The 18,213-nt window shown below is 71.3% G+C and carries 19 protein-coding genes and 1 riboswitch; of the genes, 9 read left to right on the top strand and 10 right to left on the bottom strand.

The annotated features are described in order from the left end of the window. Positions 1-210 precede the first annotated feature (210 nt). The 5 genes from CP975_RS09290 to CP975_RS09270 all read left to right on the top strand — a co-directional run bounded on the left by CP975_RS09290 (position 211) and on the right by CP975_RS09270 (position 5,322). Positions 211-972, top strand: a complete 762-nt coding sequence (locus tag CP975_RS09290) for a lysophospholipid acyltransferase family protein (RefSeq protein WP_055527374.1) — start codon at positions 211-213, stop codon at positions 970-972. A gap of 39 nt (positions 973-1,011) precedes the next feature. After that, complete coding sequence (gene macS / locus CP975_RS09285; RefSeq protein WP_055527398.1) at positions 1,012-2,259, top strand: MacS family sensor histidine kinase; 1,248 nt, start codon at positions 1,012-1,014, stop codon at positions 2,257-2,259. Then, a complete protein-coding gene (locus CP975_RS09280; RefSeq protein ID WP_055527376.1) occupies positions 2,256-3,014 on the top strand; it encodes a response regulator in 759 nt (252 codons plus the stop codon). The genes macS and CP975_RS09280 overlap by 4 nt, the downstream gene beginning before the upstream one ends. A gap of 134 nt (positions 3,015-3,148) precedes the next feature. Then, on the top strand, positions 3,149-4,186 hold the full coding sequence (locus CP975_RS09275) for a 6-phosphofructokinase (protein ID WP_055527377.1): 1,038 nt from the start codon (positions 3,149-3,151) through the stop codon (positions 4,184-4,186). A 131-nt stretch (positions 4,187-4,317) separates the two neighbouring features. Further along, positions 4,318-5,322 carry a 2-hydroxyacid dehydrogenase gene (locus CP975_RS09270; RefSeq protein WP_055527378.1) on the top strand — a complete coding sequence of 335 codons (1,005 nt, stop codon included), beginning with the start codon at positions 4,318-4,320 and terminating at the stop codon, positions 5,320-5,322. On the opposite strand, the gene CP975_RS09265 is transcribed toward CP975_RS09270, so the two are convergent. The 3 genes from CP975_RS09265 to CP975_RS09255 form a co-directional block, all read right to left on the bottom strand. Next, entirely contained in the window at positions 5,265-7,187 is a 1,923-nt protein-coding gene (locus CP975_RS09265; RefSeq protein WP_055527379.1) for an anthranilate synthase family protein, read from the bottom strand. The two genes, CP975_RS09270 and CP975_RS09265, sit on opposite strands and share 58 nt — an antisense overlap. A gap of 106 nt (positions 7,188-7,293) precedes the next feature. Further along, the gene (locus CP975_RS36580) at positions 7,294-7,353 is read right to left on the bottom strand and encodes a trp operon leader peptide (protein ID WP_106977022.1); all 60 of its coding nucleotides are present in this window, start codon (positions 7,351-7,353) and stop codon (positions 7,294-7,296) included. Between the two features lie 10 nt (positions 7,354-7,363). Beyond that, a complete protein-coding gene (locus CP975_RS09255; RefSeq protein WP_055527381.1) occupies positions 7,364-7,957 on the bottom strand; it encodes a TetR/AcrR family transcriptional regulator in 594 nt (197 codons plus the stop codon). Positions 7,958-8,002: 45 nt separating this feature from the next. On the opposite strand from CP975_RS09255, the gene CP975_RS09250 reads away from it, so the two are divergent. The 3 genes from CP975_RS09250 (at position 8,003) to CP975_RS09240 (ending at position 10,735) form a co-directional block, all read left to right on the top strand. Next, positions 8,003-8,932, top strand: coding sequence for an SRPBCC family protein (locus tag CP975_RS09250; RefSeq protein ID WP_055527382.1), 930 nt, complete (start codon positions 8,003-8,005; stop codon positions 8,930-8,932). A 35-nt stretch (positions 8,933-8,967) separates the two neighbouring features. Further along, positions 8,968-10,320 (top strand): class II 3-deoxy-7-phosphoheptulonate synthase, encoded by a 1,353-nt coding sequence (locus CP975_RS09245; protein ID WP_055527384.1) that lies wholly within the window; start codon positions 8,968-8,970, stop codon positions 10,318-10,320. A gap of 169 nt (positions 10,321-10,489) precedes the next feature. Further along, positions 10,490-10,735, top strand: a complete 246-nt coding sequence (locus CP975_RS09240; RefSeq protein ID WP_150476746.1) for a (2Fe-2S)-binding protein — start codon at positions 10,490-10,492, stop codon at positions 10,733-10,735. Here CP975_RS09240 and bfr read toward each other — a convergent pair. Beyond that, positions 10,732-11,211: a bacterioferritin gene (gene bfr / locus CP975_RS09235; RefSeq protein WP_055527388.1), complete on the bottom strand. Its 480-nt coding sequence runs from the start codon at positions 11,209-11,211 to the stop codon at positions 10,732-10,734. The two genes, CP975_RS09240 and bfr, sit on opposite strands and share 4 nt — an antisense overlap. A gap of 165 nt (positions 11,212-11,376) precedes the next feature. Between bfr and CP975_RS09230 the strand changes: the two genes are divergently transcribed. After that, complete coding sequence (locus CP975_RS09230) at positions 11,377-12,009, top strand: sulfite oxidase-like oxidoreductase (RefSeq protein ID WP_055527389.1); 633 nt, start codon at positions 11,377-11,379, stop codon at positions 12,007-12,009. Positions 12,010-12,038: 29 nt separating this feature from the next. On the opposite strand, the gene CP975_RS09225 is transcribed toward CP975_RS09230, so the two are convergent. The 6 genes from CP975_RS09225 to thiO all read right to left on the bottom strand — a co-directional run bounded on the left by CP975_RS09225 (position 12,039) and on the right by thiO (position 18,061). After that, positions 12,039-12,617: a DUF4396 domain-containing protein gene (locus CP975_RS09225; RefSeq protein ID WP_055527390.1), complete on the bottom strand. Its 579-nt coding sequence runs from the start codon at positions 12,615-12,617 to the stop codon at positions 12,039-12,041. A 78-nt stretch (positions 12,618-12,695) separates the two neighbouring features. Continuing rightward, the gene (locus CP975_RS09220) at positions 12,696-13,574 is read right to left on the bottom strand and encodes a deoxyribonuclease IV (RefSeq protein WP_150477828.1); all 879 of its coding nucleotides are present in this window, start codon (positions 13,572-13,574) and stop codon (positions 12,696-12,698) included. 149 nt (positions 13,575-13,723) lie between these two features. Beyond that, complete coding sequence (gene pknB, locus CP975_RS09215; RefSeq protein WP_055527392.1) at positions 13,724-15,682, bottom strand: Stk1 family PASTA domain-containing Ser/Thr kinase; 1,959 nt, start codon at positions 15,680-15,682, stop codon at positions 13,724-13,726. Between the two features lie 120 nt (positions 15,683-15,802). Beyond that, a complete protein-coding gene (locus CP975_RS09210; RefSeq protein ID WP_055527394.1) occupies positions 15,803-16,597 on the bottom strand; it encodes a thiazole synthase in 795 nt (264 codons plus the stop codon). A 7-nt stretch (positions 16,598-16,604) separates the two neighbouring features. Continuing rightward, a complete protein-coding gene (thiS, locus tag CP975_RS09205; protein WP_055527395.1) occupies positions 16,605-16,829 on the bottom strand; it encodes a sulfur carrier protein ThiS in 225 nt (74 codons plus the stop codon). Beyond that, positions 16,826-18,061 (bottom strand): glycine oxidase ThiO, encoded by a 1,236-nt coding sequence (gene thiO, locus CP975_RS09200; protein ID WP_150476745.1) that lies wholly within the window; start codon positions 18,059-18,061, stop codon positions 16,826-16,828. Before thiO ends, thiS begins: the two co-directional genes overlap by 4 nt. Continuing rightward, a riboswitch (TPP riboswitch) is annotated at positions 18,059-18,171 on the bottom strand. Its footprint overlaps the gene before it by 3 nt. Between the last annotated feature and the right edge of the window lie 42 nt (positions 18,172-18,213).

The raw sequence follows: 18,213 nt of genomic DNA, 5'->3' as shown, positions 1-18,213 counted from the left end.
CTTCGGTCTCCTTCGTGAGATGTGACAACGGGGCTGATGGGGCAAGGGGGGTGTGAAAAAAGGGGGTGACAGCTTGCGAGGAGTGGAGAGGAGTACTTCACCGTACGCGACCGGACTGACACCGACCAGGGTCGTCGGGCCCATTGGCCGTACCCCGGGTTAAGGTCTGATCCACAGAAACAGGAGGCACTCGGTTTGATCTACGGCGCAATGAAGGTTGCCATCGGAGGGCCGCTGAAGCTCGGCTTCAGGCCCTGGGTGGAGGGCCTTGAGAACGTCCCCGCCGAGGGCCCCGCGATTTTGGCGAGCAACCACCTCTCCTTCTCGGACTCCTTCTTCCTCCCCGCGGTCCTCGACCGCAAGGTGACCTTCATCGCCAAGGCGGAGTACTTCACCTCGCCCGGTGTGAAGGGCAAGCTCACCGCCGCCTTCTTCAAGGGCGTCGGCCAGCTTCCCGTGGACCGCTCCGGAGGGCGCGGCGCGGGTGAGGCGGCCATCAAGAGCGGCATCGAGGTCCTGGAGCGCGGCGAGCTGTTCGGCATCTACCCCGAGGGCACGCGCTCGCCCGACGGACGCCTTTACCGCGGTAAACCGGGCGGCCTCGCGCGCGTGGCGCTCGCCACCGGTGCGCCGGTGCTCCCCGTGGCCATGATCGACACGGAGAAGATCCAGCCGCCCGGCAAGGTGATGCCGAAGCTGATGCGCCCCGGCATCCGCATCGGCAAGCCGCTCGACTTCCGCCGCTACCAGGGCATGGAGCAGGACCGCTTCGTGCTGCGGGCGCTGACCGACGAGGTCATGTACGAGATCATGAAGCTCTCCGGCCAGGAGTACGTCGACATGTACGCGACGGCCGCGAAGCGCCAGATCACCGAGGCCGCGAAGGCCGCCAAGGCGCTCGAAAAGGCGGCCGAGAAGGCGGCGGAGAAGGCGGGGGACACGTCGGGGGACAAGGAACGGACCGGCTCCTAGCCGCGTCCGTTCAGGGGCGGGAAGACGGCGGTGGGGGACATGGCCAAGCGCGAGAGAGTCATGCGGATGTCGGTCGAGCAGCCGCTCTGGCGCGCGCTCGTCGGCTACCGCGTCCTGACGATGCTGTACGCGATCGGGCTGTTCGCGGCGGCGCACGAGAAGCTCGACCACCCCTGGGTGGCCATCGCCTACTTCGTCGTGCTCGCCGCCTGGACGATCGGCACGCTGCCCCGCGTGGCGAACGCCGCGAGCTGCACCAAGCGGTTCCTCGTCATCGACCTGACCGTGGCCATCGCCGGCATCCTGCTCACGCCGCTGGCCTACTCGCACCAGCGGATCCTCGACGGCGGCCCGACGCTGCCCTCCATATGGACCGCCGGGGCCGTCCTCGCCTACGCCATCAAGGGCGGCTGGCGCTGGGCGGCCTTCGCGTCCCTGCTGGTGGGCGTCGCCAACGTGGTGCAGCGCGGCGCGTTCAGCCGCGACACCGTCCACAACGTCCTGCTCGTCTGCATCGCCTCCATCGCCATCGGATACGTCGTCGAGGTGGCCCGCGCCTCCGAGCGCACCCTCGCCCGCGCCCTGGAGATCGAGGCCGCGACACGCGAACGCGAACGCCTCGCCCGTGACATCCACGACAGCGTCCTCCAGGTCCTCGCCATGGTGCAGCGGCGCGGCACCGCCATCGGCGGCGAGGCGGCGGAGCTGGGCCGGCTCGCGGGCGAGCAGGAGGTGGCGCTGCGCACCCTGGTCGCCGGGGGGCTGGTGCCCGCCTCGCACGTCTCGGAGGACGCCTCGCAGGGCGCGCTCGTACGTGCCGTCGAGGAACCGGACGAGGAGTACGACGCCGACGGCTCGGTGCCCCGCGATCTGCGCCCGCTCCTCGCCCGGCACGCCGGGTCGAAGGTGACGCTCTCCGAGCCGGGGGCCCCGGTGCTCCTCGCGCCGCCCGCCGCGAGGGAACTGGCGGCCGCTGTCAGTGCCGCACTGGACAATGTCCGCAGACATGCCGGACCCGAGGCGCACGCCTGGATCCTGGTCGAGGACGAGCCGGGCGCGGTGATCGTCACGGTCAGGGACGACGGGCCCGGCATCCCGGAGGGCCGCCTCGCCGAGGCCGAGGGGGAGGGGCGTCTCGGCGTCGCCCTGTCGATCAGGGGGCGGCTGCGGGAGATCGGGGGCACGGCCGAGCTGATCTCGGTGCCGGGCCAGGGCACGGAAGTGGAACTGAAAGTCCCGCGCGAAGCGGCGCGGGACACACGGGGGAAGGCAGGAAGGACACGATGAGCGAGCAGAGTCAGCTGGACCGGCAGGCGGATCCGCGGGAACCGGCCACGGACACCGGCGGGGGAGCGGTCCCCGTCAAGGTCATGGTCGTCGACGACCACCCCATGTGGCGGGACGCCGTCGCCCGTGACCTCGCCGAGGCCGGTCTCGACGTGGTCGCCACGGCGGGGGACGGCGAGCAGGCCGTCCGCCGCGCGCAGGCCGCCGCCCCCGACGTCCTGGTCCTGGATCTGAACCTCCCGCTGAAGCCCGGCGTCCAGGTCTGCAAGGAACTGGTCGCCGCCAACCCCGCGCTGCGCGTCCTCGTCCTCTCCGCGAGCGGCGAGCACGCCGACGTCCTGGAGGCGGTCAAGTCCGGCGCCACCGGCTATCTCCTGAAGTCGGCGTCCACGGAAGAGCTGGTCGACGCGGTGCGCCGCACGGCCGTCGGCGACGCGGTCTTCACGCCGGGCCTCGCGGGCCTGGTCCTCGGCGAGTACCGCCGCCTGGCCACCGAGCCCGCCGCGGGCACCCCGGAGGATTCCAAGGCGCCGCGGCTCACCGACCGCGAGACGGAGGTCCTGCGCCTGGTCGCCAAGGGCCTGAGCTACAAGCAGATCGCCGAGCGCCTGGTCATCTCCCACCGCACCGTGCAGAACCACGTCCAGAACACCCTGGGCAAGCTCCAGTTGCACAACAGGGTGGAGCTGGTGCGGTACGCGATAGAGCGAGGCATCGACAAGGCCGACAAGGCCGACAAGGCCGACGACGCGTGACCCCTCGTAAGAGTGAACGCTCGTGATCAACTCCCCAGCGTGGCAGAGGAATTGACCGTCCACCCCGTCCCTGAGTGACCTGGATCACCATTAGCGTGACTCGCGTCAGGTCACTGAGGCGAAGGGACTCCTCCATGGGGGCCAAGAAAATCGGCGTACTGACCGGGGGCGGCGACTGCCCCGGGCTCAACGCCGTCATCCGGGGCATCGTCCGCAAGGGCGTTCAGGAGTACGACTACGGCTTCGTCGGCTTCCGGGACGGCTGGCGCGGTCCGCTGGAGGGCGACACCGTCCCGCTCGACATCCCGGCGGTCCGCGGCATCCTGCCGCGCGGCGGCACCATCCTCGGCTCCTCGCGCACCAACCCGTTCAAGGCGGAGAACGGCGTGCGCCGCATCAAGGAGAACCTCGCCAAGTACGAGGTCGACTCCCTGATCGCGATCGGCGGAGAGGACACGCTCGGTGTCGCCGCGCGCCTCACCGACGAGTACGGCGTCCCGGTCGTCGGCGTTCCGAAGACCATCGACAACGACCTCTCCGCCACCGACTACACCTTCGGCTTCGACACGGCGGTCGGCATCGCGACCGAGGCGATCGACCGGCTGCACACCACCGCCGAGTCCCACATGCGTGTTCTCGTCGTCGAGGTCATGGGCCGGCACGCGGGCTGGATCGCCCTGCACTCGGGCCTCGCGGGCGGCGCCAACGTCATCCTCATCCCCGAGCAGCGCTTCGACGTCGACCAGGTCTGCGCGTGGGTGACCTCGCGCTTCAAGGCGTCGTACGCCCCGATCGTCGTCGTCGCGGAAGGGGCGATGCCCAAGGACGGCGAGATGGTCCTCAAGGACGGTACGCAGGACTCCTTCGGGCACGTCCGCCTCTCCGGGGTCGGCGAGTGGCTCGCCAAGGAGATCGAGGGGCGCACCGGCAAGGAGGCGCGCACTACGGTCCTCGGGCACGTCCAGCGCGGCGGCACCCCGAGCGCCTTCGACCGCTGGCTCGCCACCCGCTTCGGCCTGCACGCGATCGAGGCCGTGCGCGACGGCGACTTCGGCAAGATGGTCGCGCTCAAGGGCACGGACATCGTCCGCGTCCCGATCGCGGAGGCGACGGCCAAACTGAAGACGGTGGACCCGGCGCTGTACACGGAGGTCGGCGTCTTCTTCGGCTGAGCAGAGCGCCCCGAAGGGGCGCGGGGAACTGCGCGACCAGCCCACGAAGGCCCGCGGATGGAGTCGCACGAGGGACGGCCCCGGCCAAAGCTCCGGGTGCCGTCCCGGGAGGCGGTACATAGACTCACGCCATGGAGATCCTCGCATTCGGCGTGCAGTCCGACGAGCGCCCGCTGATCGAGAAGGCCTTCGAGGGACACCACGACGTCCGCTGTCTCGACGTCTTCCTGAACGAGGACACCGCCCCCATCGCCGCGGGTTACGAGATCATCTCCTCCAGCGTCAACGCGACCCTGGACAACCACGTGCTGCAAACCCTCGCCGCCGGTGGCACGCAGATGATCGCCCAGCGTTCCACCGGGTTCAACAACATCGACCTCCAGGTCGCCGAGCGCCTCGGCCTGACCGTCGCCCGCGTCTCGTACTACTCGCCGTACTCCGTGGCCGAGTTCGCCTGGACCCTCGCGATGGCCGTCAACCGCCGCATCGTCCGCGCGAGCAACCGCACCCGCGACTTCGACTTCCGCCTCGACGGCCTGATGGGCCGCGATCTGCGCGGCCGCACCGTCGGCGTGCTCGGCACCGGCAAGATCGGTGAGGCGTTCACCCGGATCGCGCACGGCTTCGGCATGGAGCTGCTCGGCTGGGACGCCGTGCGGAACCCCGCCTGCGTCGAGCTGGGCATGACGTACGTGGAGAAGGAGCAGCTCTTCGCCGAGGCCGACCTGATCAGCCTGCACGTGCCGCTGCTCCCCTCGACCCAGCACATCGTCGGCGCCGCCGCGCTGCGGACGATGAAGGACGACGCGATCCTGGTGAACTCCAGCCGCGGCGGGCTGATCGACACCGAGGCCCTCGTGGCGGAGCTGCGCGCCGGGCGTTTCACGGGCGTCGGCCTGGACGTGTACGAGGCCGAGGCGGGCCTGTTCTTCCTCGACAAGTCCCTGGAGGTCGTCGAGGACGACACCCTGGCCCGCCTCGTGACGTTCCCGAACGTGGTGGTCACCTCCCACCAGGCCTACTACACCGCGGACGCGGTCGGCCAGATCATCGACACCACCCTGCGCAACGTCCTGGACTACACGGAGGGCCGCCGCTCCGAGAACGTCCTCGTCCCGGCCGCGGCCAGGATCTGACCGAGCAGTTCCCGCACGATCGCGGTCCCGCGCAGCGTCAGCACCGACTCCGGATGGAACTGCACGCCCGCGAAGGAGGACCCGCGCACCGCGTGGACCTCCCCGTTCGTCCGGTCCCTGCTGACCTCCACGGCGTGCGCGGCCAGCTCCGCCGCCGCCTCGTCGTCGCAGCGCGCCACGAAGCTGTTGTAGAACCCGACGGTCTCGGCTCGCCCGAACAGGTCGACGTCGATCTGCGCGCCCTGGTACGGCACGTCCTTCCGTACGATCTCCAGGCCCAGCTCGGCCGCGATCAGCTCGTGCCCGAGGCAGACGCCGAGCACGCCGTACTCGTGGCCCCGGAGCACCTCCGCCGTCAGCGAGCGCAGGAACCGCATCTTCGGGTCGGTGAGGTCGGACGGGTCCCCGGGGCCCGGGCCGAGCACGACGGGCCCCCGGTGCGCGCGCACCGCCTCCCGCAGCCCCGTCTCGTCGTACCGCCGCACCGACACCGCGAGGCCCAGGGAGCGCAGGACGTGCGCGAGCATCGCCGTGAACGTGTCCTCGCCGTCCACGACGAGCGCGTGCCCGGTCAGCTCGCGGGCCGGTTCCTGCATCCGCAGCCAGAACGGCGCGAGGCGGTCCCGCCGCCCGTCCAGTGCCGCACGCACGCGTGGATCGTCGGCGAGGGCGGGCCGCGCGCCCTCCTCGCGCGGGCGTCCGGGGCGCACCCCCAGCGCGGCGAGCACCCCCGCCGCCTTCGCATGGGTCTCCGCGACTTCGCCCGCCGGGTCCGAGCCGCGCACGAGCGTCGCGCCGACCGGCACCCGAAGCCTCCCGGAGGCGGAGATGTCGGCGGTGCGGATCAGGATGGGGGAGTCCAGGGTCTGTGCGCCGACGCCCCCTTCCCGCCCACCACTCCCCGCGGACCTGCCGATGAGCGCGAGGGCGCCGGCGTAGTAGCCCCGTCCGCCGGTCTCGTGCCGCTCGATGACCCGGCAGGCGTTCTGCACCGGCGACCCGGTGACGGTCGCCGCGAACATGGTCTCCTTCAGGACCTCGCGCACGTCGAGCGACGACTTGCCGCGCAACTCGTACTCGGTGTGCGCGAGATGGGCCATCTCCTTCAGGCGCGGCCCGACCACGACACCGCCCATGTCGCCGACGGTGCACATCATCTTCAGCTCCTCGTCGACGACCATCGACAGCTCCTCGGTCTCCTTGCCGTCGGCGAGGAAGGCGAGCAGCCCGTCGGGGGTCGGCCCGCCGGCCGGGTAGCGGTACGTGCCGCTGATGGGGTTCATGACGACCGTCCCGCCGGACATCCGCACATGCACCTCGGGGCTCGCCCCCACGAGCGTCCGGTCGCCGGTGTGCACGACGTACGTCCAGTACGCGCCCCGCTCGCCCGCCAGGAGCCGCCGGAAGAGCGCCAGGGCGTCCGCTCTGCCGAACTCCGGGATCTCACCCTCGTACGTACGGCGGATGACGAAGTTGGCGCCCTCGCCCCGCCCGATCTCCTCGCGCAGGACGCGCCCCACGATGTCCGCGTACGCCGTGTCGTCCACGTCGAAGGCGCCGCCGCGGACCCGCACCTGGTGCGCGGGCAGCGCCGACAGGGCCGCGTCGAGCGGGAGTTCGTGACTCTCCTCGGGGGTGAGGACGGTCAGCGGCGTGCCGTCGTCGCGGACGTCGAAGCCGCGCTCCCCGAGCTGCCGGAAGGGCACGAGCGCCAGGCCGTCGGGGATGTCCGCCAGCCGGTCGTAGGTACCCGTGGGGCCGATGAGGACCTCGACCGTGTCGTGGTCGCGGCCGGGTGTGCGGCGGCGCAGCAGGGCGAACGGGCGGTCGTCGGACAGGAGGTCGGCGAGGACGGTGGGCTGCATCGGTTCTGTTCCTTCTCACTCGGAGAGGAACGGCCGCGCCCGGGAGTCCGGGAAACACAGAAGGCCGCCCCTCGGGCGGCCTTTCGCGAGTCTTGCGTACGCGCAGTCAGTGGGCCGCCGGATGAGCGGGCCACCACCAGTTACGAGTCGTCGTCTGCGCGTGCATGTCCGGCACCTTAGCGCATCATCAGGAGATCCAGGCCGTCGTCGATGTAGGCGCCGAGTTCGTCCTCGCCCGGCAGCACCGAGGGCACCGCGTGGCCGAGCTGGGTGTGGCCCAGATAGACGCTGTACGCGAGCAGGCCGCGTCGGCGCGCCTCCGCCTCGGGGAAGCCGAGCCGCGCGAACAGCTCGGCGACGTACGCCACGCGGCGCTCAGTCACCTTCCGCAGGGCCGCGGCGACCTGCGGGTGCCCGGCGGTCGCGAGCAGGGAGACCTCCAGCGAGCCGGACGTGGCGGTGGTGATCGCCTCGGCGAAGAGCAGCCGGATCCGCTTGCGTGGGTCCGGCTCGGCCTCCACCTGGGTGATCACCCCTTCGGTGTGGAGCTTCGCCCACCGGTCCAGAGCGGCCTCGATGAGCGCGTCGCGGCCCGCGAAGTGCCAGTAGAAGCTGCCCTTGGTGGTGCCGAGACGCACGGCGAGGGGCTCCACGGCGACGGCCGCGAGGCCGCCCTCGCCGATCGCCGTGAGCGCGGCGTCCGCCCAGTCGTCGGCGGACAGCCGGGGTTTCGCCGGGGTCTTCTTCCGCTGCCGTTGCGCCATGACCATACGGTACCGTACGGTTAACCATACGCCAGCGTATGGAGGTGCGGCATGGGAGTCGTGCGCAACGAACACGAGCGGGTCGTCGAGGCTTCGGCGGAGGCGGTCGGGGCGCTGCTCGACCGGCTGTCCGCCGAGGACGACCCGATCTTCCCCACTCCGGCCTGGGAGCCGATGATCTTCGATCGCCCTCTCGGCGTGGGCGCGACCGGCGGCCACGGCCCGATCCGGTACGAGGTCGCGGCCTACGAACCGGGCCGCCGCGTCCGCTTCGCCTTCACCCCGCCCGGCGAGGGCTTCCACGAGCTGACCGTCGAGCCGCTGGCCGAGGGCCGCTGCCGGGTCCGGCACGTCCTGGAGACGCGCTGGCGCGGTGTGGACCGGCTCCTGTGGCCGACGGCGATCCGCCCGGCCCACGACTCGATGATGGAAGAACTGTTCGACAACATCGAGCGCGCGGTGGCGGGCGGCTGCGCCCGCCCCGTCCGCTGGTCGCCCTGGCTGCGCCTGCTCCACCGCCTCTGGTGGAGCAGGCCCCGGACCGTCGAGGTCCCGCCGGAGGCCCGTCTGCTCCACGCCTCGATGGAACGGCCCGGATACCAGGACGCGTACCGCATGGACATGTTCCCTGGGCTGCCCCGGGACCCCGAGGCGTGGACCGGCATCCTGCGCGACGCCTTCCCGGTCATCGCGCGCGAGGGAGGCGAACTGCTGATGGACGTGAACACGGCGGGCCTGACCGCCCGCGCCTCGATCCTGGTCGACGAGCGGCACGTCACGCTGAGCACGGCCGTGCGGGCGGACAACCGGCGTGCGCGGCTCTACTGGAGCGCGGTCAGGCTCGCCCACCCCTTCATGGCCCGCATGATGCTCCGCCGCGCCCACCGCGGGCTCGCCCTCGCGGCGCCGAGCGCGGGCGAGCGGGCCGCGCGGCGGGGCCGCTCGCCCGTGTCTGCTCCGTCTCACTTGGTGAGCGGGTGAATGGACGGCGCGCCCGACCCCGTAATGTTGACGAGGTGACCGTGAACGCTAAGACCACCGCTACCGGTGGCAACACCTGGCGAAACCTGCCCGCGGCGCAGCAGCCCGAGTACCCCGATGCCGAGGCTCTGCGCGATGTGATCGCGGACCTCGAGTCGTATCCCCCGCTCGTCTTCGCGGGCGAGTGCGACCAGCTGCGCGCCCGACTGGCCTCTGTCGCCAAGGGAGAGGCGTTCCTGCTCCAGGGCGGCGACTGCGCCGAGGCCTTCGACGCCGTGTCGGCCGACCACATCCGCAACAAGCTGAAGACCCTGCTCCAGATGGGCGCCGTCCTCACGTACGCGGCGTCCGTGCCCGTCGTGAAGGTGGGCCGCATCGCGGGGCAGTACTCCAAGCCGCGCTCCAAGCCGACCGAGACCCGCGACGGCGTGACGCTCCCGACCTACCGGGGCGACTCCGTCAACGGCTTCGCCTTCACCGAAGAGGCCCGGATCCCGGACCCCGAGCGCCTGAAGCGGATGTACAACGCCTCCGCCTCCACGCTCAACCTGGTCCGCGCCTTCACCACCGGCGGCTACGCCGACCTGCGCCAGGTGCACGCCTGGAACCAGGACTTCGTGAAGTCGTCCCCCTCCGGCCAGCGGTACGAGCAGCTGGCCCGCGAGATCGACAACGCGCTCAACTTCATGCGGGCCTGCGGCACCGACCCGGAGGAGTTCAAGACCGTCGAGTTCTACGCCTCCCACGAGGCGCTGCTGCTCGACTACGAGTCGGCGCTGACCCGCGTCGACTCCCGCACCGGCCGGCTGTACGACACCTCGGGCCACATGGTCTGGATCGGCGAGCGCACCCGTCAACTGGACGGCGCGCACATCGAGTTCGCCTCCCAGGTGCGCAACCCCATCGGCGTCAAGCTCGGCCCGACCACCACGGCCGAGGAGGCGCTCCAGTACATCGAGCGCCTCGACCCCGACCGCGAGCCCGGCCGGCTGACCTTCATCGTCCGCATGGGCGCCGACAAGGTCCGCGACAAGCTGCCCGAGCTGGTCGAGAAGGTCACCGCGTCCGGCGCGACCGTCGCCTGGATCACCGACCCGATGCACGGCAACACCTACGAGGCGGCCTCCGGTCACAAGACCCGCCGCTTCGACGACGTGCTCGACGAGGTCAAGGGCTTCTTCGAGGTCCACAAGGCCCTCGGCACCCACCCGGGCGGCATCCACGTCGAGCTGACCGGTGACGACGTCACCGAGTGCGTGGGCGGCGGCGACGAGATCTTCGTCGACGACCTCCACCAGCGCTACGAGACGGCCTGCGACCCGCGGCTCAACCGCAGCCAGTCCCTGGACCTCGCGTTCCTGGTGGCGGAGATGTACCGCGACCAGTAGCCCCTCAAGGCTGTACGTACGTGTGGGGCGCGGATCCATGTGATCCGCGCCCCACCGGCGTATCGGGGGCTTTTGCGTGCCCGGAGTCGTGGGTAAGGTTAGGTTAGCCTCACCGATCAATCGGGACGGCGCTACCGATGAGTCCTGTCCGTCCGTCCCCCTCCGGGAGGTGAGCCGCGTGTACGTCTGCAACTGCTTCGGGGTCACCGAGGCGCAGGTGAAGAAGCACGCGGAGGACGGTGCCTGCACCCCCCGCCAGATAGCCTCGGCCTGCAAGGCGGGCACGGACTGTGGTTCGTGCGTACGCCGCATCCAGGCGCTGCTCGGCCGGGGCGCGTGCCCGCGGCGCGAGCTGGCCGACCAGGGGGAGCCGGTGCTCTCCGGTCTGGACGAGCCCGCCCAGCAGGCCGCCTAGCTCTCGGGCTGCTCGATGAGCTGCGCGAGGTACAGCGGCTCACCCAGCTTCTCGACCAGTTCCAGCTGGGTGTCGAGATAGTCGATGTGGTGCTCCTCGTCCGCGAGGATCGACTCGAAGATGTTGGCCGACGTGATGTCGCCCTTGGCCCGCATCACCTCGATCCCGCGCTTGAGGCGGTCGATCGCCTCCACCTCGACCTGCCGGTCCGCCTGGAACATCTCGGTGACCGTCTGGCCCACCCGGACGTGGAAGAGCCGCTGGTAGTTGGGCAGGCCGTCGAGGAAGAGGATCCGGTCGGTCAGCACCTCCGCGTGCTTCATCTCGTCGAACGACTCTGCGCGGGTGTACTTGGCGAGCTTCGTCCAGCCGAAGTTCTCCTGCATCTTGGCGTGCAGGAAGTACTGGTTGATCGCCGTCAGCTCGGCGGTCAGCTGCTCGTTGAGAAATTCGATGACCTCGGGGTCGCCCTGCATCGCAGAGGCTCCTTCCACACGGGTAACTGGGCAGGTAGCGCGCATCTTTGCACCGGCGTTCGGAAGCCGTCCAGTAAGTGCACGCTTAGTAGGAGTTGCCCGAATCCGTATCTGTCAGACTTCGTCTGGTCACGTCCACCGTCCACGGTCTGTCAGGATGGAGTCATGGGTCAGCCGGCGGAACGCGCATCTCGACAGGCAGCGGAGCCGGAGCTTCCGCCGGGTCAGCGGTTGCAGCGCGGCTGGCCGGTCACGCACTACGGCCCGGTGCCGAAGTTCCGCCCGGAGCGCTGGGAGTTCAGGGTCTTCGGGGCCACCGCGGACGGCGAGAAGCACTGCTGGACCCACGAGGAGTTCTCGGCCCTGCCGTACGCCACGGTCGTCGGCGACCTGCACTGTGTCACGAAGTTCAGCATGCTGGGCGCCGAGTGGGGAGGCGTGACGGCCCGTACGATCCTGGACCTCGCGCCGCCCGCCGACGACGCCACGCACGTCATGGTCTGGGCGGAGTACGGCTTCAGCTCGAACCTGCGGATGGCCGACTTCGCCGCCGAGGGCACGATCTTCGCCACCCACAAGGGCGGCGAACTGCTCACCGCGGAGCACGGTTTCCCGCTGCGGCTCGTGGTGCCCCATCTGTACGCCTGGAAGGGCCCCAAGTGGGTCCGCGGCGTCGAGTACATGACCGCCGACCGCCGCGGCTTCTGGGAGGAGCGCGGCTATCACAACGTCGGCGACCCCTGGCGCGAGCAGCGCTACTCCTACCAGGAAGAGCCCGGGGACGGCCCCGAGCTCTAGGTCCACGCGCGCCGCTGCGTCGCCGCTGGTCAGTGGCGGTACTGATGCACCACAGCGTGGCCCTTGCCGCGGCCGATCATCCACTTGTTCACCGGCGTGGTGATCACGAACGCGGCCGCCAGGGCGAGGGCGAGGATCCACCAGAACATCAGGTCGCCCAGGTGCGCGTCCATGCCGCCCGGCCACAGCGCGATCACGCCGTTGTCGATCAGCTCCATCACGGCGATGGAGAGGGTGTCGGCGGCGAGCGCGACGCGGAACGCCGTCTTGAAGTCGACGCCCGCCTTGAGGATGCCGCGCAGGGTGAGGGCGTATCCGAAGGTGAACGCCAGGGCGATCGCGAGGGCCATCGTCGGTACGTTGCCCCAGCCGAGCGCCGTGCCGATGACCATGCCGAGCACCTCGCCGATGGCGCAGCCGGTGAGGCAGTGCAGGGTGGCCTGGGCGGCCATGCGCCAGCTGACCTTGCCGGGGGCGACGCCGGGGCCGGTGCCGTGGTCGTGCCCGTGGTGGCTGTGACCGTGGTGGCTGTGGCCGTGGCTCTGGCTGTGGCCGTGCTCCTCGCCGTGCCCGTGGTGTGTGTGCTCGGCGTGTGTGTCGTGCTGCATGAGTAGCCCCCAACGTCGGATAGCGGTTCCTGCCGCTCGACAGGAACCGTATACCCCCTGGGGGTACTCTTCAAGTGTTTACCAGCTGCTCCTGAGCCCCTTCAGCCGCGCCACGTCCGCCGCGTGCCCCTCCTTGCCGCCGGGCGTCTCGATGATCAGCGGCACGCCCTCGGTCGCGGGGTGGAGCATCAGCTCGCGGAAGGGGTCCTCGCCGATGTGGCCGGTGCCGATGTTCTCGTGACGGTCCTTGTGGGCGCCGACGACGTCCTTGGAGTCATTGGCGTGCACGAGCTTCAGGCGGCCCTCGCCGACCGTGTCCACGAGGAGGTCCAGGGTCTGCTTCATGCCGCTCGGGCCCGTCAGGTCGTGCCCCGCGGCGAAGATGTGGCAGGTGTCCAGGCAGACGCCCAGCTTGGGGTGGGAGTCCAGCGCCTCGAAGTACGGACCGAAGTCCCAGGTGCGGGAGCACAGGGAGGCGCCCTGACCGGCGGTGGACTCCAGGAGCAGGTACGGGTCGTCGTCGTGCGTCAGCTCGTCGAGCAGGGGCAGCACCAGCTCGCGCACCTGCTTGAGGGCGACCTCGCGGTCCCGTCCGCCCGTCGCCGAACCCGTGTGTACGACGACCCCGAGCGCGCCGATCTCGCGGCCCCGGCGCAGCGAGTGCCGCAGGGAGTCCACGGACTTCTCGGCGGTGGCCTCGGTGTGCGAGCCGAAGTTGATGAGGTAGGGCGCGTGGACGTACGCCGGGATGCCCTCGGCCGCGCAGGTCGCGCGGAACGCCTCGTCCTGCTTCGGATTGCCGGGCGGGGTCGCCCAGCCCCGCGGGTTGGCGACGAAGACCTGGACGGCCTCCGCGCCGAGATCGCGCGCGTAGGACAGACCCACGGAGGCAAGGCCGCCCGCGACGGGGACATGACCGCCGACGGGGTTACGGGAGGCGGCGCCCAGGGACGCCATGAGGGGGGACTTGTTGCTGCTCACACCGTCAAGGGTGGCACGGGCGCGGGGGCGGACGGGCACCGGAGCGGGGTGGGATTGGTCATCACGGGCCGGGCCTGTGGAGGTCCGGGGTGGGGCAGCTGCCCCACCCCCGAGCCCGCGGGGTCTCAGCGGATCTCGATGGTGATCGTCGACCCCTCGGGGGCCTCGTCGCCACCGTCCACCGACTGGTCCTTCACCGTGTCCCCGAAGAGGCCGAGCAGACCGCGGTCCTTGTCCACCTCGAAGCCCGCGGCCTCCAGCTCCTTCACGGCGTCGTCGACGTCCATGCCGGTCACGTCCGGGACCTCGACCATCGGCGGGCCCTTGGAGATCGTCAGCTTGACCGTGTCGCCCTCGGCGAGGGGCCTGCCCTCCCCGGGGGACTGCCTGGCGACATCGCCCTTGTCCTCGTCGGAGTGGACGCGCTTCGAGACGATCTCGGCCCTGAGCCCGGCCTCCTCCAGATCGGCGGTGGCGTCCGCCGCGGACTCGCCGACCACGTCCGGGACCTTGACCTCGCGGCCCTTGCTGACGACCAGCGCGACGGCGGAGCCCGCCTTGCGGGTGAACCCGGCCCGCGGGTCCGTGCTGATCACGGACCCCTTCTTGACGGCGTCGCTGAAGGCCTTGCTGACCATGCCGGGGGCGAGACCGGAGTTCTTCAGCTCCTTCTTCGCCGTGGCCAGCGGAATGTTCTTGACGTCCGGCACCTTCACGGTCTCCGGGCCGCGCGAGACGGTCAGCGTCACCTGGCCGTTCTGCCGGATGCGCGCACCCGCCGCCGGGTCGCTGTCCATGACCGTGCCGCGCTTGTCGGTGTCGCTGTAGGCGCGCTTGACGTCCTTCACCTCGAGCCCGGCGTCCTCAAGGCGCTGCTTCGCCTGGGCCTCGGTCTTCGCGAGCAGCGGCGGGACCTTTGTGAACTGGCCGGAGTTGATGTACCAGACGCCCGCGCCGAGGCCGAGGGCCAGCAGCACCGCGGCGACCACCACCAGCGTGCGGCGGCGCGGGTCGAAGCGGCCGCGCCCGGACCGGGCCCGCGCGGGAGGCGCGGGCGGCGGCGTCGTCAGGACACTGGTGCGGTTCAGCGGGTCCTGGCCGTCCGGCCCGCCCTGATCACCCTCGGCGGGCAGCGGAAGCTGTACGGAGCGCGCCGCGCGCGGGATGACGCTGGTGCGGTCCTCGGCGTTGTCGTGCCCCGTCGTGCGGGCCTGCGGCGGCACCGCGTCCAGCTGCTCCTCGCTGAGCGCGGACCGTGCCTCCCTGAGCCGGGAGAGGAGGGCCACCGCGTCGTACGGCCGGACGTCGGGGGTGCGGGCGGTGGCGCAGGCCACCAGCTCGTCGAGCTCGAAGGCGAGCCCGGGGACGGCCGCCGACGGGGGCGGCACGTCTTCGTTGAGGTGTTGGTAGAGCACCTGGGCGGGGGAGTCCCCGGAGTGCGGCTTGGCGCCGGTCAGCATTTCGTAGAGCACGACCCCGCACGCGTACACGTCCACGCGGGTGTCCGCCGTGCCGTGCTCGATCTGCTCGGGGGCGAGGTAGGAGACGGTCCCGAGGACGGTGCCGGTCGTGTTCGTGACGGTGTCCACCGCGCGGACGAGCCCGAAGTCGGCGACCTTGACCCGGCCGTCGTCCCCTATGAGGACGTTCTCCGGCTTCATGTCGCGGTGCACGAACCCGGCGCGGTGCGCGGCACCGAGCGCGGCGAGGACCGGCTCCAGGATGTCGAGCGCGGCCCGCGGCTGGAGCGCGCCGCGCTCGCGCAGGACGTCGCGCAGGGTGCAGCCCGCGACGTACTCCATCGCCAGATAGACGTACGAACCGTCGGTGCCCTGGTCGAAGACGCCGACCACGTTCGGATGGGAGAGGCGGGCGACCGATTTGGCCTCGCGGATGAAGCGGTCCACGAAGGAGGCGTCCGCCGCCAGCGTGGGGTGCATCACCTTGAGCGCGAGCACGCGGTCGAGGCGGGTGTCCACGGCCCGGTAGACCGTGGCCATCCCGCCGACCGCGATGCGCCCCTCGATCCGGTATCGGCTGTCGAGCAGCTGCCCGACGAGGGGGTCCTGAAGGGTCGTGTCCACGCAGGGGAGTCTACGAGCCGGCACCGACAGCCCATCCCGCCCGGGTGAATTCAGGGCGGGACTGAAGCCGAGCTGTGACAGGCGGAGCCCCCGCCCGCGCGCAGCCTCCCGTACGGCCCCTCAGAACGCGGGCCGCTCCGGATCGAGCCTGGCCATGCCCTCCGCAGGAGAAGACGCCTCCGCGAAGTGCCGCCGCGGGATCCGCCCGGCCCGGTACGCCAGGCGCCCCGCCTCGACGCCGTGCCGCATGGCCTCCGCCATCAGGACCGGCTCCTGCGCCCGCGTCACGGCCGACGCGAGCATCACACCCGCGCACCCCAGCTCCATCGCGAGCGCGGCGTCGGACGCCGTGCCCGCGCCCGCGTCCAGGATCACCGGCACGCGCGCGTGCTCCACGATCAGCTGGAAGTTGTGCGGGTTGCGGATGCCGAGCCCGGAGCCGATGGGGGAGCCGAGCGGCATGACCGCCGCGCAGCCCACGTCCTCCAGCTTCCGCGCGAGCACCGGGTCGTCGTTCGTGTACGGAAGGACCGTGAATCCGTCGTCGACCAGGGTCTCGGCGGCGTCCAACAGCTCGATCGGATCGGGCAGCAGCGTGCGCTCGTCCGCGATCACCTCCAGCTTCACCAGGTCCGTACCGAGCGCCTCGCGCGCGAGACGGGCGGTGAGGACGGCCTCGCCCGCGGTGAAACAGCCCGCCGTGTTCGGCAGGACGCGGATGCCGAGCCGGTCCAGTACGGAGAGCACCGAGCCCTGCACGCCCGGGTCGAGGCGGCGCATCGCGACCGTGGTCAGCTCCGTGCCGGACGCGATCAGGGAACGCTCCAGGACGTCGAGGCTGGGCGCCCCGCCCGTGCCCATGATCAGGCGCGAGGAGAGCGTGAGCCCGCCGAGGGCGAAGGGGTCGTCTGCCATGGCCTGATCAGCCTCCCTGGACGGCGGTGAGTACTTCGACGCGGTCGCCCGCGGCCAGTTCCGTACGGGACCACTGCGCGCGCGGGACGACGGTTTCGTTGAGGGCGGCGGCCACCCCGGAGGGCGCCGCGGTGAGGGTGGCGACGAGGGCGTCGAGCGTCGTGCCCGAGGCCACCTCTCGTACTTCTCCATTGACGGAGACGGAGAGAGAAGCGGTGAAAGGCGTACTCATGCGGGTTGCTCCGTGAAGGACTGCGCGGGGATGGGGTGCGGCGGGGCGGTGAAGCGCGCGGGCGTGAACGGGCGCGCCTCGTCGGGCAGTTCACCGGTGGTCAGGCAGTGCGCCATGACGTCGCCCGTCAGGGGCGTCAGCAGGACGCCGTTGCGGTAGTGCCCGGTGGCCAGCTGGAGGCCGGGCAGCCGCGTCGGGCCGAGCAACGGCGCGTTGTCCGGCGAGCCGGGGCGCAGACCCGCGCGGGTCTCGGTCAGCGGCAGTTCCGTGATGCCGGGTACGAGTTCGTGGGCGTCGCGCAGGAGTTCGTAGACGCCGCCCGCGGTGACCGTGGTGTCCCAGCCCAGCTCCTCGCTGGTGGCCCCGACGACGAGTTCGCCGTTCTCGCGGGGCACGAGGTAGACGTGGCTGCCGCGTACGACCGCGCGCACGGTACGGCTCAGGAACGGCGCGTACGGCTTCGGCACCCGCAGCCGCAGCACCTGCCCCTTCACCGGCCGTACGGGCGGCAGGACGTCGTCGGGGACGCCCGCGAGGCGCCCGCTGAGGCTGCCCGCCGCCAGCACCACCTGAGCCGCGTGCAGCTCCGTGCCGTCCGCGAGGACCACGCCACGGGCCCGGCCCCGTACCACCGAGAGCCGCTCGGCCCACGCGCGGTGGAAGGCCACGCCCGCCCGCTCGCAGGCCACCAGGAGCGCCGCCGCGAGCCTGCGCGGGTCGATCTGGTGGTCGCCGTCGACCCGGAGCCCGCCGCGCACACCCGGCGCGAGCATCGGCTCCAGACGACGGCACTCGCGGCCGCTCAGCCACTCCGACTCAAGACCGGAGCGGCGCTGGAGGGCGTGCAGTTCGCGCAGGTGGGCGCGGTCGTCGGAGTCGAGCGCGACGGCGAGCGTGCCGCACGCGCGATAACCGAGCCCGCCGGCATCACCGGTCTCACCGACATCACGGCCGCTCGCCTCGGCCAGCTCGGCCGCGAAGTCCGGATAGCGCCGCGCGGACGCGAGGTTGAGCCCGAGCAGCGTCTGCTCGCCGTGATGCAGCTCCGTGACGGCGGCCAGCATGCCCGCCGCGACCTGCGCGGCGCCGCCGCCGGGCTCGGGGTCCACGACGGCGACCGAGAGCCCGCGCTGCGCGGTCCGCCAGGCCGTGACCAGGCCGATGATCCCGCCCCCTACGACGAGGACGTCCGTCGGAGTCTTCGCTTCCGCCGGTGGTGTACATGGCTGCATGGGCGTCCAGCCCCTCCCTTCGCCGGCATGACCCGGATCAGGTTCGTACGGTCGGAGGCCGTCCAGCCTCCCTCTCAGCCCGGTGCGTCCGGGCTCCCGCGAGTGCTCTGCACCGGCCACCCTAGCCCGTCGCCCCGGGCGGCAGTAGCCCT

Source organism: Streptomyces alboniger (genome assembly GCF_008704395.1).
Taxonomy (GTDB): Bacteria; Actinomycetota; Actinomycetes; order Streptomycetales; family Streptomycetaceae; genus Streptomyces; species Streptomyces alboniger.
Note: the sequence above shows the minus strand (reverse complement) of the source record. Positions and strands in the feature narration are given on the sequence as shown.

What these genes read in the sequence shown, in the direction of transcription:
- CP975_RS09290 (WP_055527374.1), top strand. Translation starts at nt 211, where the DNA reads ATGAAGGTTGCCATCGGAGGGCCGCTGAAGCTCGGCTTCAGGCCCTGG.
- macS (WP_055527398.1), top strand. Translation starts at nt 1,012, where the DNA reads ATGGCCAAGCGCGAGAGAGTCATGCGGATGTCGGTCGAGCAGCCGCTC.
- CP975_RS09280 (WP_055527376.1), top strand. Translation starts at nt 2,256, where the DNA reads ATGAGCGAGCAGAGTCAGCTGGACCGGCAGGCGGATCCGCGGGAACCG.
- CP975_RS09275 (WP_055527377.1), top strand. Translation starts at nt 3,149, where the DNA reads ATGGGGGCCAAGAAAATCGGCGTACTGACCGGGGGCGGCGACTGCCCC.
- CP975_RS09270 (WP_055527378.1), top strand. Translation starts at nt 4,318, where the DNA reads ATGGAGATCCTCGCATTCGGCGTGCAGTCCGACGAGCGCCCGCTGATC.
- CP975_RS09265 (WP_055527379.1), bottom strand. Translation starts at nt 7,187, where the DNA reads ATGCAGCCCACCGTCCTCGCCGACCTCCTGTCCGACGACCGCCCGTTC.
- CP975_RS09255 (WP_055527381.1), bottom strand. Translation starts at nt 7,957, where the DNA reads ATGGTCATGGCGCAACGGCAGCGGAAGAAGACCCCGGCGAAACCCCGG.
- CP975_RS09250 (WP_055527382.1), top strand. Translation starts at nt 8,003, where the DNA reads ATGGGAGTCGTGCGCAACGAACACGAGCGGGTCGTCGAGGCTTCGGCG.
- bfr (WP_055527388.1), bottom strand. Translation starts at nt 11,211, where the DNA reads ATGCAGGGCGACCCCGAGGTCATCGAATTTCTCAACGAGCAGCTGACC.
- CP975_RS09230 (WP_055527389.1), top strand. Translation starts at nt 11,377, where the DNA reads ATGGGTCAGCCGGCGGAACGCGCATCTCGACAGGCAGCGGAGCCGGAG.
- CP975_RS09225 (WP_055527390.1), bottom strand. Translation starts at nt 12,617, where the DNA reads ATGCAGCACGACACACACGCCGAGCACACACACCACGGGCACGGCGAG.
- CP975_RS09220 (WP_150477828.1), bottom strand. Translation starts at nt 13,574, where the DNA reads ATGGCGTCCCTGGGCGCCGCCTCCCGTAACCCCGTCGGCGGTCATGTC.
- CP975_RS09210 (WP_055527394.1), bottom strand. Translation starts at nt 16,597, where the DNA reads ATGGCAGACGACCCCTTCGCCCTCGGCGGGCTCACGCTCTCCTCGCGC.
- thiS (WP_055527395.1), bottom strand. Translation starts at nt 16,829, where the DNA reads ATGAGTACGCCTTTCACCGCTTCTCTCTCCGTCTCCGTCAATGGAGAA.
- thiO (WP_150476745.1), bottom strand. Translation starts at nt 18,061, where the DNA reads ATGCAGCCATGTACACCACCGGCGGAAGCGAAGACTCCGACGGACGTC.